Below are 13,606 nucleotides of genomic sequence, written 5' to 3' on the forward strand. Positions count from 1 at the left end.
CCCGATTCCAGTGCAGGTGCCAGTGCACCTGCCGTTTTTCCGTGCCGCCGTGAGCGGCCCGTATTCCAAAGGAGTGACACCATGCTGGTGATGCGCCCCGCGCAAATGGCTGATCTGAACGAAGTGCAGCGCATGGCTGCAGACAGCCCCATTGGTGTCACCTCGCTGCCGGACGACACCGCTCGCCTGGGCGACAAGATCGCCGCATCCGAGACTTCCTTCGCCGCCGAGGTCAGCTTCAACGGTGAAGAAAGCTACTTCTTCGTGCTCGAGGACAGCGAAACCGGCAAGCTGGCCGGTTGCTCGGCCATCGTCGCTTCGGCCGGCTACTCCGAGCCGTTCTACAGCTTTCGTAACGAGACCTTCGTGCACGCCTCGCGCGAGCTGAAGATCCACAACAAGATCCATGTGCTGTCGCTGTGCCATGACCTGACCGGCAACAGCTTGCTGACCAGCTTCTATGTGCTGCCGGAACTGGTGAACAGTGGCTGGGCCGAGCTCAATTCGCGTGGCCGCCTGCTGTTCATGGCCGCTCACCCGGAGCGTTTCGCCGACTCGGTGGTGACCGAGATCGTCGGCTACAGCGACGAGCAGGGCGAATCGCCGTTCTGGGATGCCATCGGCCGCAACTTCTTCGACCTCAACTATGCCCACGCCGAGCGCCTGTGCGGCCTGAAGAGCCGCACCTTCCTCGCCGAACTGATGCCGCACTACCCGATCTACGTGCCGCTGCTGCCTGACCTGGCGCAGGAAGCCATGGGCCAGGTGCACCCGCGGGCGCAGATTACCTTCGACATCCTCATGCGCGAAGGCTTCGAGACCGAGCACTACATCGACATCTTCGATGGCGGCCCGACCCTGCATGCGCGTACTTCGGGTATCCGCTCGATCGCCCAGAGCCGGGTGGTGCCGGTGAAGCTCGAGGACGCCCCGGTCAAGGGTGGGCGCCCGTACCTGGTGTGCAACGGCCAGTTGCAGGACTACCGCGCGGTACTGCTGGACCTGGACTGGGTGCCGGGCAAACCGGTCAGCCTGAGCCCGGCCGCCGCCGAGGCGCTGGGGGTGGGCGAGGGTGCCAGCGTGCGTCTGGTTGCGGTCTGAGGTCTGGCAACAGACGTTTCGGGATTGATGCGTTAGAAGAGTTTCGCGCCGGCCGCCGCCGCCGCAAAAGGAGATAGCATGATCGTTCGTCCTGTACGCAGCAGCGATTTGCCTGCGTTGATCGAATTGGCACGCAGCACCGGTACCACCGGGCTGACCACGCTGCCGGCCAACGAAGAGCGCCTGGGGCATCGCGTTGGCTGGGCGGAAAAGAGCTTCCGTGGCGAAGCCGAGCGTGGCGACACCGACTACCTGTTCGTGCTGGAAAACGACGAAGGCATGGTGGTGGGCATCAGTGCCATCGCCGGTGCCGTCGGCCTGCGCGAGCCTTGGTACAACTACCGGGTCGGCCTGACCGTCAGCGCCTCGCAGGAGCTGAAGATCTACCGCGAAATCCCCACCCTGTTCCTGGCCAACGACCTGACCGGCAACTCCGAGCTGTGCTCGCTGTTCCTGCGCAGCGACTACCGCTCCGGCCTCAACGGCCGCCTGTTGTCGCGGGCGCGCATGCTGTTCATCGCCGAGTTCCCCGAGCTGTTCGGCAAGAAGATCATCGCCGAAATGCGCGGCATGTCCGACGAGCAGGGCCGCTCGCCGTTCTGGGAAAGCCTGGGCCGGCACTTCTTCAAGATGGAGTTCAGCCAGGCCGACTACCTCACCGGCGTGGGCAACAAGTCGTTCATTGCCGAACTGATGCCGAAGTTCCCGCTGTACACCTGCTTCCTGTCCGAGGCGGCGCGCGACGTGATCGGCCGCGTGCACAAGGACACCGAGCCGGCGCTGGCCATGCTCAAGCAGGAAGGCTTCAACTACCAGGGCTACGTCGACATCTTCGACGCCGGCCCCGCCATCGAGTGCGACACCTCCAAGATCCGCGCCGTGCGCGAGAGCCAGACCCTGGTGCTGGCGGTGGGCACGCCGGGCGATGACGCGACGCCTTACATCATCCACAACCGCAAGCGCGACGACTGCCGCATCACGGCTGCACCTGCGCGGCTGGCTGCCGGTACCCTGGTGGTCGACCCCCTGACCGCCAAGCGCCTGCGCATGGGCGCCGGCGACAACGTGCGCGCCGTGCCGCTGTCGGCAAGCCGGGAGGCCCAGTAAATGACCACGCATTACATCGCAGGCAATTGGCAGGTTGGCCAGGGCGAAACCCTGCAGTCGCTCAACCCGGTGACGCAAGCCGTCGTCTGGGAGGGGCAGGGCGCTGACGCCAGCCAGGTGGATGCCGCCGTGCAGGCAGCCCGTCAGGCCTTCCCGGCCTGGGCGCAATTGAGCCTGGAAGCGCGTATCGATTTGCTGGAGAAGTTCGCCACGCAACTGAAAGCGCATGCCGAAGCCATGGCTCAGTGCATCGGTGAGGAAACCGGCAAGCCCCTGTGGGAGTCGGCGACCGAAGTCACCAGCATGATCAACAAGGTAGCGATCTCGGTGCAGAGCTACCGCGAGCGCACCGGCGAAAAGAGCGGCCCGCTGGCCGATGCCACCGCCGTGCTGCGGCACAAGCCCCATGGTGTGGTGGCGGTGTTCGGCCCATACAACTTCCCCGGCCACCTGCCCAACGGCCATATCGTGCCGGCGCTGCTGGCGGGCAACTGCGTGGTGTTCAAGCCCAGTGAGCTGACGCCCAAGGTCGCCGAGCTGACCGTCAATTGCTGGATTGCCGCCGGGTTGCCGGCGGGTGTGCTCAACCTGGTGCAGGGCGCGCGCGAAACCGGTGTGGCGCTGGCCGCCAACCCGGGTATCGATGGCTTGTTCTTCACCGGCTCCAGCCGCACCGGCAACCTGCTGCACCAGCAGTTCGCCGGTCGCCCGGACAAGATCCTGGCCCTGGAGATGGGCGGCAACAACCCGCTGGTGGTGGACGAGGTCAAGGACCTCGATGCGGCGGTGTACACCATTATCCAGTCGGCGTTCATTTCCGCCGGCCAGCGCTGCACCTGCGCCCGCCGTCTGCTGGTGCCGCAAGGCGCCTGGGGCGATGCGCTGATCGCGCGCCTGGTCGAGGTGAGCAAATCCATCACGGTCGGTGCGTTCGACCAGCAACCGGCGCCGTTCATGGGCTCGGTGATTTCGCTGCAAGCAGCGCGGGCGCTGATTGCAGCCCAGGCCGAACTGGTCGCCAAGGGCGCCGTCAAGCTGCTGGAAATGACCCAGCCACAGGCCGATGCCGCACTGCTGACCCCGGGCATTGTCGATGTCACCGCCGTGGCCGAGCGCCCGGACGAAGAGTTCTTCGGCCCGCTGCTGCAGGTGATCCGCTATGCCGACTTCGATGCCGCCATCGATGAGGCCAACAACACCCAGTACGGCCTGGCTGCCGGCTTGCTGTCCGATTCCCGCGCCCGTTACCAGTACTTCTGGCTGCGCAGCCGCGCTGGCATCGTCAACTGGAACAAGCAACTGACCGGTGCCGCCAGCAGTGCACCGTTCGGCGGTGTGGGCGCCAGTGGCAACCATCGCGCCAGCGCCTATTACGCGGCGGACTACTGCGCTTACCCCGTGGCTTCGCTGGAGACCGCCAGCCTTGCCTTGCCGGCAACCCTGACGCCGGGCGTCACCCTATAACAACAGGTCACGGAGCCTAGCCGATGAAATCCTATGAAGTGAATTTTGATGGCCTGGTGGGGCCTACCCACAACTATGGCGGCCTGTCCTACGGCAACGTGGCTTCGCAGAGCAACAGCCAGCAGGGTTCCAACCCGCGCGAAGCCGCGCGTCAGGGCCTGGCGAAGATGAAAGCGCTGGCCGACATGGGCTTCAAGCAGGGTGTGCTGGCGCCGCAGGAGCGCCCGGACGTGGCCGCACTGCGCCGCCTGGGTTTCAGCGGCAGCGATGCCGAAGTGATCCAGCGCGCCGCCAAGGAGGCCATGCCATTGCTGGTGGCCAGCTGCTCGGCCTCGAGCATGTGGGTGGCCAACGCCGCCACGGTCAGCCCCAGTGCCGACACTGCCGATGGCCGCGTGCACTTCACTGCTGCCAACCTCAACTGCAAGTACCACCGCAGTATCGAGCACCCGACCACCAGCCGAGTGCTGGGTGCCATGTTCAACAACGACAAGCACTTTGCCCACCACGAGGCACTGCCTGCCGTGGCGCAGTTCGGTGACGAGGGGGCGGCCAACCACACGCGCTTCTGCCGTGCATATGGCGAGGCTGGCGTGGAGTTCTTCGTCTACGGCCGCAGCGCCTTCGACAGCCGCTACCCGGCGCCGCAGAAGTACCCGGCCCGGCAAACCCTGGAAGCCTCCCAGGCTGTGGCCCGGCTGCATGGCCTGAGCGATGACGGCGTGGTCTACGCTCAACAGAACCCGGCCGTGATCGACCAGGGCGTGTTCCACAACGATGTGATTGCGGTGGGCAACGGTGAGGTGCTGTTCTATCACGAGGACGCTTTCCTCGACACCGACGCGGTACTTGGCCAGCTGCGAGCTAAACTGGCCAGCAAGGGTGGCAACTTCCAGGCCATCTGCGTGCCGCGGGCAGCGGTGACGGTGGAGGACGCGGTGCGTTCCTACCTGTTCAACAGCCAGCTGCTCAGCCGCGACGACGGCTCCATGCTGTTGGTGGTGCCGGAAGAGTGCCGCAACAACGAGCGGGTCTGGGCCTACCTGGGCCAGTTGACCAGCCAGGGCGGCGCGGTGAAAGAGGTCAAGGTATTCGACCTCAAGCAGAGCATGCAGAACGGCGGTGGGCCGGCTTGCCTGCGTTTGCGCGTGGCGTTGAAGGAAACGGAACTGGCAGCGGTCAACCAAGGCGTTATCATGACCGCCTCGCTGTACGACACCCTGTTGCAGTGGGTCGACAAGCATTACCGCGATCGCCTTGGCGAGGCGGACCTGGCCGACCCGCAGTTGCTGGTGGAATGCCGTACGGCACTGGACGAATTGACCCAGATCCTGAAGTTGGGCTCGGTGTATCCGTTCCAACGCCAACCTTGAAGAGAGACTTTGCAATGACCGACGCCCTGCGCCTTATCCTGGAAGATGAAGACGGCACCCAGCTGGAAACTTCCTGCACCCGCTTTGCCGTGGTCTGGCAAGGCAAGGAAGTGTGGATTCAGCAGGATGGTCGTGGCCAGCTGCTGATCGGCGTGGATGTCGAGGAAGACGACACCGAATACGCCAACCTGCTGCTGCGCCCGATGGCCACCAACCTGGTCAGCCTGCAGCTGGAAATGGAACCGGCGGAGGTCGGCGAAGACGACGATCACGTCCATGGCCCCGACTGCGGCCACCACCACTAAGGAAGTACCTATGCTCGCCCTTGGCAAATTGCTTGAGCTGACCCTCACCGATCACGAACCGGCCGAGAAGACCCAAGTGACACCCAAGGGCGCGCGTTTGCGTTGGCTGGGGGAGGGCGCGCTCGAAGTGCGCCCGGCCGAAAACGAGGATTGCGGGCTGGACTTGCTGTTGTCCGCCGGCATCCACGGCAACGAAACGGCACCGATCGAGTTGCTCGAGCGGCTGCTGCATGGCGTGGCCAACGGCAAGATCAAACCCAAGGCCCGGGTGCTGTTCCTGTTCGGCAACCCGGCAGCGATCCGCAAGGGCGAGCGCTTCATCGAGCAGGACATCAACCGCCTGTTCAACGGCCGCCACGAGCTGTCCAGTGGCTTCGAGGCATTGCGTGCCGCCGAGCTGGAACAGTTCGCCCGGGTGTTCTTCAGCAAACCGGGGCGCAACCGCCTGCACTACGACCTGCATACCGCCATCCGCGGCTCGAAGATCGAGCAGTTCGCCTTGTACCCTTATAAAGAGGGGCGCAAGCATTCCCGTCGCGAGCTGGCGCGCCTGGCGGCGGCGGGCATGGAGGCGGTGTTGCTGCAGAGCAAGTCTTCCATCACCTTCAGCGCCTTCACCTACGAGCAGCTGGAGGCCGAGGCCTTTACCCTGGAACTGGGCAAGGCCCGCCCGTTCGGTCAGAACGAGCTGGTCAACCTGGACAAGCTGGAAGCGAGGCTGATCCACATCATCGAAGACACCGAGCCACAGGGCGAAGGCTCTCTGGATGGCCTGCAGCTGTTCAGCGTGTCCCGCGAGATCATCAAGCACAGCGACAGCTTCCACCTGCACCTGCCGGCGGACATCGAGAATTTCTCCGAGCTGAGCAAGGGTTACCTGCTGGCCGAAGACCTGGCCGAGACGCGTTGGGTGGTCGAGGAGGAGGGCGCGCGCATCATCTTCCCCAACCCCAAGGTCAAGAATGGCCTCAGGGCGGGGATTCTGATCGTTCCTGACTCCGGCCAGCGACTAGGCTGAGCTGGCCCCGATACACTGGGCTTACGGCTGTGTGCGCAGCTCCAGTTGCAGCGCCTGGCGTAGCCCGTTTTCAGTGAAGGCGGGTGGGTTGGTGTTCAGGGCGGTGCTGCCGCCGAATGTGAACCTGCAATCGGTGGGTAAGCCGATGCTCTGCAGCAGCAGGTTGTCCACCGGATAAGCGCCGCTTTTGCCTTGAACCTCGGTCTGGCCCGGAAAGACGGTGCCTGACATCGAGTTCCAGCCTTGGCAAAGGCAGCGGTAAAGGTCGAGTAGTGGCAGTTGCGCAGCGGTCGACCAGCCTGGGTTGTATGCCAGGGTGCCGCCGCTGTAGCCCCAGCTACTCTGGTTTTCGTCGATGATGAAGTGGCCTTCGTCTTCATCTTCTTCGTGGTCGCTGGGTGTATAGGTCGTGAATTGGTGTCTGGATGCTTCGATCAGGCTGATCGGCGTCCCGGACTGCCCGGCCTTTTTATCCAGGGCCGCCAGCAGCGCCTGGCCGCAGGGTAGTTTGCGCAGCAGCTCCAGCGCATCCTGTGCCGCTTGCCTGAACGGGTCGCTACCCGTCACTCGCACGCCGATATTGCCCAGGGCCTGATGTTCGACCGTCACGGGCCGGGCCAGTCGTGCATCGTTTTCGGTATCGCGGTAGAGCTCGACCCTGGAGGACTCGCGGCCAAGCAGGCGGTGCCCCGTGACGTTGACAACCGCGTCGCCCTTGTCGATGAGTACCGGGCCGCTACCGACCACAATCTGGTGCGTGCCGGTATGGGCGTCGATGTGGACGATACCTGCGCCGGTGTCGATCCTGTTGCCGCTCCCTATCATGTCGATCAGCACCGTCTTCTTCACCTCCGGGGCGATGACGACGTGGTGATTGCCATCGGTGAGGCGAATGGCGATGGCTTGGGCGGTATGCGCGGCGACCATGAATACCGCATCGTTGATGGTCACTTCCAGCAGGCATTCGCGAGGGGCGATACGTACGCGCTTTTGCTGCTCATCCGCGCGTAGCGTACGCGGGGCCACGTTGAAGACCAGCAGCTCGCTGTTCGGGGTGCTGCGGTGATAGCGCCGCCCCAATGGATAGGCGCGCTCGAGGGTGATTCGCACATTTTCGTCGGCCTGGATGTACTTGACCTCGGTCTGTTGCCGAGGATTGTCTTCGTTATTGTCGAAGGCGGTTTCTGCATGGACTGGTTCCCGTGCATCGATGTAGTAGATCGGTCTCGGGTTGGCCTGCATGATGCCGTGGGGTAGCGGATGCGGGTCCGAGTGGAGTTTGGAGAGGTTCAGCTCAGGCATGGAGTGCTCCGGCAGCGAGGGTGGGCCGGCAGGATCCCGCTCCACTGCGCGGGTCAGGTGTTGCTTATGTACCGCATGGGTGGGCCTGCAGGTCTGCTTTTCCGCCCTGGCCGTGCTCATGAACGGCTTTTCATCCGCCGATTGCTGTTCTGGTGTACAAACACACTGTATCTCCCGTTCAGGCTGGCTATAATGGCGCCCTTTGCCGTCGTTTCGTCGATTCGACGTATTAGCCCAAACGGCCGCCGTTTCCGTGGAAGAACCTATGAAAAGCGCAGAAATCCGTGAAGCCTTCCTTCGCTTCTTCGAAGAGCAGGGACATACCCGAGTCGCCTCCAGTTCGCTGATCCCGAACAACGACCCGACCCTGCTGTTCACCAATGCCGGCATGAACCAGTTCAAGGACTGCTTCCTCGGTGCGGAGAAGCGTGCCTACACGCGTGCCGTCAGCAGCCAGAAGTGCGTGCGCGCCGGCGGCAAGCACAACGACCTGGAAAACGTCGGTTACACCGCGCGTCACCACACCTTCTTCGAAATGCTGGGCAACTTCAGCTTCGGTGACTATTTCAAGCGCGATGCGATCACCTTCGCCTGGACCTTCCTGACTTCGGAAAAATGGCTGAACCTGCCCAAGGAAAAGCTCTGGGTCACCGTCTACGCCACTGACGACGAAGCCTACGATATCTGGACCAAGGAAGTCGGCGTGCCGGCCGAGCGCATGGTGCGCATCGGCGACAACAAGGGCGCCCCGTACGCCTCGGACAACTTCTGGACCATGGGCGACACTGGCCCGTGCGGCCCGTGCACCGAGATCTTCTACGACCACGGCCCGGACATCTGGGGCGGCCCACCCGGCTCGCCGGAAGAAGACGGTGACCGCTACATCGAGATCTGGAACAACGTCTTCATGCAGTTCAACCGCACCGCCGACGGCGTGCTGCACCCGCTGCCAGCGCCGTCGGTGGACACCGGCATGGGCCTGGAGCGCGTCAGCGCCGTGCTGCAGCACGTGCACTCGAACTACGAGATCGACCTGTTCCAGAACCTGCTGTCGGCCGCGGCCAAGGCCATCGGTTGCGGCAATGAGGGCCAGGCCTCGCTGAAAGTGGTCGCAGACCACATCCGTTCGTGCGGCTTCCTGATCGCCGACGGTGTGCTGCCGTCCAACGAAGGCCGTGGCTACGTGCTGCGCCGCATCATTCGTCGTGCCTGCCGCCACGGTAACAAGCTGGGCGCCAAAGGCAGCTTCTTCTACCAGATCGTCGCCGCGCTGGTCGCCGAGATGGGCGAGGCCTTCCCGGAACTGAACAGCCAGCAGGCGCACATCGAACGCGTGCTCAAGGCTGAAGAAGAACAGTTCGCCAAGACCCTGGAGCAGGGCCTGCGCATCCTCGAGCAGGACCTGGCCCAGCTGAAGGGCGAGGTGGTGCCGGGCGATGTGGTGTTCAAGCTGTACGACACCTACGGCTTCCCGATGGACCTGACCGCCGACATCGCCCGCGAGCGCGAGCTGACCATCGACGAAGCCGGCTTCGAGCGCGAGATGGACGCCCAGCGTGAGCGCGCCCGTTCTGCCAGCGCCTTCGGCATGGACTACAACAGCCTGGTCAAGGTCGACAGCGCCACCGAGTTCCTCGGCTACGAGGCCACCGAAGGCCAGGGCAAGATCATCGCCCTGTACAAGGACGGCCAAGCCGTCGACCAGCTGGGTGAAGGCGAGCAGGGCGTGGTCGTGCTCGACCGCACGCCGTTCTACGCCGAATCCGGTGGCCAGGTGGGCGACACCGGCTACCTGCAGGCTGGTGCTGCGCGCTTCGACGTGCGCGACACCACCAAGACCGGTGGTGCCTTCCTGCACCACGGCGTGGTTGCCAGCGGTGCGCTGGTGATCGGTTCGCCGGTCCAGGCCAAGGTCGATGCCGACGTGCAGCACGCCACCTCGCTGAACCACTCCGCCACCCACCTGCTGCACGAAGCGCTGCGCCAGGTACTGGGCGAGCATGTGCAGCAGAAAGGCTCGCTGGTCGACAGCCAGCGCCTGCGTTTCGACTTCAGCCACTTCGAGGCGGTGAAACCGGAGCAGATCAAGGCCCTGGAAGACATCGTCAACCGTGAAGTGCGCAAGAACACTGCGGTGGAAACCGAACTGACCGACATCGAAACCGCCAAGGCCAAGGGTGCCATGGCGCTGTTCGGCGAGAAGTACGGCGACACCGTGCGTGTGCTGAGCATGGGCGGCGATTTCTCGGTGGAGCTGTGCGGCGGTATCCACGCCAAGCGCACCGGTGACATCAGCCTGTTCAAGATCATCAGCGAAGGCGGCGTGGCCTCTGGCGTGCGCCGTATCGAAGCGGTCACCGGCGCTGCTGCGCTGGCCTACCTGAACGCTGCCGAAGAGCAGGTCAAGGAAGCCGCGCAGCTGGTGAAGGGTAACCGCGACAACCTGATCGACAAGCTGTCGGCTGTGCTCGAGCGCAACCGCCAGCTGGAGAAGCAGCTGGAACAGCTGCAGGCCAAGGCCGCCAGCGCCGCCGGGGATGATCTCTCCAACGCGGCCGTTGAGGTCAAGGGCGCCAAGGTGCTCGCCGCCCGCCTGGATGGGCAGGACGGCAAGGCCCTGCTGGCGCTGGTCGATCAGCTGAAGAACAAGCTCGGCCACGCAGTGATCCTGCTGGGCAGCGAGCATGAGGGCAAGGTCGTGCTGGTGGCCGGCGTGACCAAGGACCTCTCCAGCCAACTCAAGGCTGGCGATCTGATGAAACAAGCCGCTGCGGCGGTGGGTGGCAAGGGCGGTGGCCGTCCGGACATGGCCCAGGGTGGTGGCGTCGACGTCGCTGCACTGGACCAGGCCCTGGCGCTGGCCGTGCCATTCGCAGAGCAGGGACTTTGAGATGAGGGGGCCGGCGGTCTAGTCGCGGGCCTCTTCATGTTGGATTGTTTTTTGGGGCCCTGTATGGGCTGAGGCACCATTGAAATGGCGTTGATCGTACAGAAATTTGGCGGCACCTCTGTCGGTTCCATCGAGCGGATCGAGCAGGTAGCCGATAAGGTCAAGAAACACCGTGAGGCGGGCGACGACCTGGTGGTTGTGTTGTCGGCCATGAGCGGTGAAACCAATCGCCTGATCGACCTGGCCAAGCAGATCACCGATCAACCGGTTCCGCGTGAACTGGATGTGATCGTGTCGACCGGTGAGCAGGTCACCATTGCCTTGCTGACCATGGCCTTGATCAAGCGTGGTGTGCCAGCGGTGTCCTACACCGGCAACCAGGTGCGCATTCTCACCGACAGCGCGCACAACAAGGCGCGCATCCTGCAGATCGACGACCAGAAGATTCGTGCCGACCTCAAGGAAGGCCGCGTCGTCGTGGTAGCGGGCTTCCAGGGCGTCGACGAGCACGGCAGCATCACCACCCTGGGCCGTGGTGGCTCCGACACCACGGGCGTGGCCCTGGCGGCTGCGCTGAAGGCTGACGAGTGCCAGATCTACACCGACGTCGATGGCGTCTACACCACCGACCCGCGCGTTGTGCCACAGGCCCAGCGCCTGGAGAAGATCACCTTCGAAGAGATGCTGGAAATGGCCAGCCTTGGTTCCAAGGTGCTGCAGATCCGTTCGGTGGAGTTCGCCGGCAAGTACAACGTTCCGCTGCGCGTGCTGCACAGCTTCAAGGAGGGTCCGGGTACCCTCATTACCATTGATGAAGAGGAATCCATGGAACAGCCGATCATTTCCGGTATCGCCTTCAACCGTGATGAAGCCAAGCTGACCATTCGCGGCGTGCCGGACACCCCGGGCGTGGCCTTCAAGATCCTCGGTCCGATCAGCGCCTCGAACATTGAGGTCGACATGATCGTGCAGAACGTTGCCCACGATAACACCACCGACTTCACCTTCACCGTACACCGCAACGAGTACGAGAAGGCGCAGAGCGTGCTGGAAAACACTGCCCGCGAAATCGGTGCCCGTGAAGTGATCGGCGACACCAAGATCGCCAAGGTCTCGATCGTTGGCGTCGGCATGCGTTCGCACGCCGGTGTTGCCAGCCGCATGTTCGAAGCCCTGGCCAAGGAGAGCATCAATATCCAGATGATCTCCACCTCCGAGATCAAGGTTTCGGTCGTGATCGAAGAGAAGTACCTGGAGCTGGCCGTACGCGCGCTGCACACCGCGTTCGAGCTCGACGCTCCGGCACGACAGAGCGAGTAATACGCTGCCTGGAAGGGCGCGGCTTGCCGCGCCCTTCGCGTTTCTGCTCGCCACACAGGCCTGTCCTGCCCTGTGTGGCGAGTAACCGGGCCCTGGTCGTCGTCCACGACCAGGCCGCGACACCCAAGACTGTTACCCCTGAATGTTTTGCGTAAGGAGAAAGCTATGTTGATTCTGACTCGTCGGTGCGCCGAGAGCCTGATCATTGGAGACGGCGAGATCACCGTGACGGTGCTCGGCGTCAAAGGCAACCAGGTGCGTATTGGCGTCAGCGCCCCGAAAGAAGTGGCTGTGCACCGCGAGGAAATCTACCTGCGGATCAAGAAAGAGAAGGACGAGGAGCCAAGCCTTTAATTTTTTTGAAGTTTTTTTCAAAAAAAGGGTTGCAAACGAGGAAGAGCCTGTTTAATATTCGCCTCGTGTTGCGGTGAGGTGGCCGAGTGGCCGAAGGCGCTCCCCTGCTAAGGGAGTATACCTCATAAGGGTATCGGGGGTTCGAATCCCCCCTTCACCGCCATTATTCGCTTAGGGCGCTGTAAGCAGTAAGAACGCTAAGTAGTTGATTTTAAACGAAAAAGTTCTTGCAAAAATGTTTCAGCGACCTATAATGCGCGGCAAGACACGGACTCATAGCTCAGCTGGATAGAGTACTCGGCTACGAACCGAGCGGTCGGAGGTTCGAATCCTCCTGAGTCCGCCACTTTTGAAGTGGCTTTGTTTGCAAGGCTGCTTCAAACAACCAGTGGTAATCTGGTCTAAAACTACCATCGCGGACTCATAGCTCAGCTGGATAGAGTACTCGGCTACGAACCGAGCGGTCGCAGGTTCGAATCCTGCTGAGTCCGCCACTTTTTGAAGTGGCTCTGCTTGCAAAGGCACTTCAACCAACCAGTGGTAACCTGGTCTAAAAAATACCACCACGGACTCATAGCTCAGCTGGATAGAGTACTCGGCTACGAACCGAGCGGTCGGAGGTTCGAATCCTCCTGAGTCCGCCACTTTTGAAGTGGCTTTGTTTGCAAGGCTGCTTCAAACAACCAGTGGTAATCTGGTCTAAAACTACCATCGCGGACTCATAGCTCAGCTGGATAGAGTACTCGGCTACGAACCGAGCGGTCGCAGGTTCGAATCCTGCTGAGTCCGCCACTTTTTGAAGTGGCTCTGCTTGCAAAGGCACTTCAACCAACCAGTGGTAACCTGGTCTAAAAAATACCACCACGGACTCATAGCTCAGCTGGATAGAGTACTCGGCTACGAACCGAGCGGTCGGAGGTTCGAATCCTCCTGAGTCCGCCACACCAAATCAAGAAGCCCGCTCAAATGAGCGGGCTTTTTGTTTTTCTGCGCCAATGAATTGTTGGTGATGTCGATCTACGCTCTTCTGTAATGATTGTGGTGTAGCTTGGGGCCGCCATGCGGCCCATCGCCGGCAAGCCAGCTCCCACAGGTATCGCGCTGCTCTCTGGACTGTGTTGTCCCTGTGGGAGCTGGCTTGCCGGCGAAAGGGCTGCAAAGCAGCCCCGAATTCGATCAGGTATCGCATACACATCCAGGCACACAACAAATGTGCTTTAACCGCCAGACCCACCGTCGCACTGATAGCTTCGAGCGTTGTCCCAGCTTTATCACGCAAACGATTGTTCTGGCCAAAATTTTAAGCGATCTGACAGCTTTAGCAGTGTATGATTGCGCCCGTCAGCCCCGCCGGGGCTTGTGGAAAACCACC

Annotated in this window: 10 protein-coding genes and 6 tRNA genes; 15 read left to right on the forward strand and 1 reads right to left on the reverse strand. The window is 62.5% G+C overall.

All coding sequences use genetic code 11. The features are described from left to right. Nucleotides 1–81: 81 nt before the first annotated feature. The 6 genes from aruF to astE all read left to right on the forward strand — a co-directional run bounded on the left by aruF (nucleotide 82) and on the right by astE (nucleotide 6,368). On the forward strand, nucleotides 82–1,101 hold the full coding sequence (aruF, locus tag RYH74_RS05540; RefSeq protein WP_025340125.1) for an arginine/ornithine succinyltransferase subunit alpha: 1,020 nt from the start codon (nucleotides 82–84) through the stop codon (nucleotides 1,099–1,101). Between the two features lie 78 nt (nucleotides 1,102–1,179). Next, nucleotides 1,180–2,208, forward strand: coding sequence for an arginine N-succinyltransferase (gene astA, locus RYH74_RS05545; RefSeq protein WP_286100323.1), 1,029 nt, complete (start codon nucleotides 1,180–1,182; stop codon nucleotides 2,206–2,208). Next, the gene (gene astD / locus RYH74_RS05550; RefSeq protein WP_075045961.1) at nucleotides 2,209–3,672 is read left to right on the forward strand and encodes a succinylglutamate-semialdehyde dehydrogenase; all 1,464 of its coding nucleotides are present in this window, start codon (nucleotides 2,209–2,211) and stop codon (nucleotides 3,670–3,672) included. Between the two features lie 23 nt (nucleotides 3,673–3,695). Next, the gene (gene astB / locus RYH74_RS05555) at nucleotides 3,696–5,045 is read left to right on the forward strand and encodes an N-succinylarginine dihydrolase (RefSeq protein WP_286100322.1); all 1,350 of its coding nucleotides are present in this window, start codon (nucleotides 3,696–3,698) and stop codon (nucleotides 5,043–5,045) included. Between the two features lie 14 nt (nucleotides 5,046–5,059). Then, nucleotides 5,060–5,350, forward strand: a complete 291-nt coding sequence (locus RYH74_RS05560; protein WP_003256592.1) for a topoisomerase II — start codon at nucleotides 5,060–5,062, stop codon at nucleotides 5,348–5,350. A gap of 10 nt (nucleotides 5,351–5,360) precedes the next feature. Continuing rightward, nucleotides 5,361–6,368 carry a succinylglutamate desuccinylase gene (astE, locus tag RYH74_RS05565; protein WP_075045959.1) on the forward strand — a complete coding sequence of 336 codons (1,008 nt, stop codon included), beginning with the start codon at nucleotides 5,361–5,363 and terminating at the stop codon, nucleotides 6,366–6,368. Between the two features lie 21 nt (nucleotides 6,369–6,389). Here the strand turns inward: astE and RYH74_RS05570 are convergent, their stop codons facing one another. Next, on the reverse strand, nucleotides 6,390–7,670 hold the full coding sequence (locus RYH74_RS05570) for a M91 family zinc metallopeptidase (protein WP_075045958.1): 1,281 nt from the start codon (nucleotides 7,668–7,670) through the stop codon (nucleotides 6,390–6,392). A gap of 265 nt (nucleotides 7,671–7,935) precedes the next feature. Between RYH74_RS05570 and alaS the strand changes: the two genes are divergently transcribed. From alaS to RYH74_RS05615, 9 genes are all read left to right on the forward strand, one after another. Next, a complete protein-coding gene (alaS, locus tag RYH74_RS05575) occupies nucleotides 7,936–10,560 on the forward strand; it encodes an alanine--tRNA ligase (protein WP_025340119.1) in 2,625 nt (874 codons plus the stop codon). An 84-nt stretch (nucleotides 10,561–10,644) separates the two neighbouring features. Beyond that, the gene (locus tag RYH74_RS05580) at nucleotides 10,645–11,880 is read left to right on the forward strand and encodes an aspartate kinase (protein ID WP_013973645.1); all 1,236 of its coding nucleotides are present in this window, start codon (nucleotides 10,645–10,647) and stop codon (nucleotides 11,878–11,880) included. Between the two features lie 165 nt (nucleotides 11,881–12,045). Continuing rightward, entirely contained in the window at nucleotides 12,046–12,234 is a 189-nt protein-coding gene (gene csrA / locus RYH74_RS05585; protein ID WP_003254503.1) for a carbon storage regulator CsrA, read from the forward strand. A 72-nt stretch (nucleotides 12,235–12,306) separates the two neighbouring features. Then, nucleotides 12,307–12,397 (forward strand) — tRNA-Ser (locus RYH74_RS05590). A 106-nt stretch (nucleotides 12,398–12,503) separates the two neighbouring features. Continuing rightward, nucleotides 12,504–12,580: transfer RNA gene (locus RYH74_RS05595), tRNA-Arg, on the forward strand. A gap of 71 nt (nucleotides 12,581–12,651) precedes the next feature. Next, a tRNA-Arg gene (locus tag RYH74_RS05600) sits at nucleotides 12,652–12,728 on the forward strand. A 73-nt stretch (nucleotides 12,729–12,801) separates the two neighbouring features. Continuing rightward, nucleotides 12,802–12,878 (forward strand) — tRNA-Arg (locus tag RYH74_RS05605). Nucleotides 12,879–12,949: 71 nt separating this feature from the next. Next, nucleotides 12,950–13,026, forward strand: a tRNA-Arg gene (locus tag RYH74_RS05610). Between the two features lie 73 nt (nucleotides 13,027–13,099). After that, nucleotides 13,100–13,176 (forward strand) — tRNA-Arg (locus RYH74_RS05615). Nucleotides 13,177–13,606 lie beyond the last annotated feature (430 nt).

It is taken from the genome of Pseudomonas sp. LSJ-87, assembly GCF_032971465.1.
Classification (GTDB): Bacteria; Pseudomonadota; Gammaproteobacteria; order Pseudomonadales; family Pseudomonadaceae; genus Aquipseudomonas; species Aquipseudomonas putida_Z.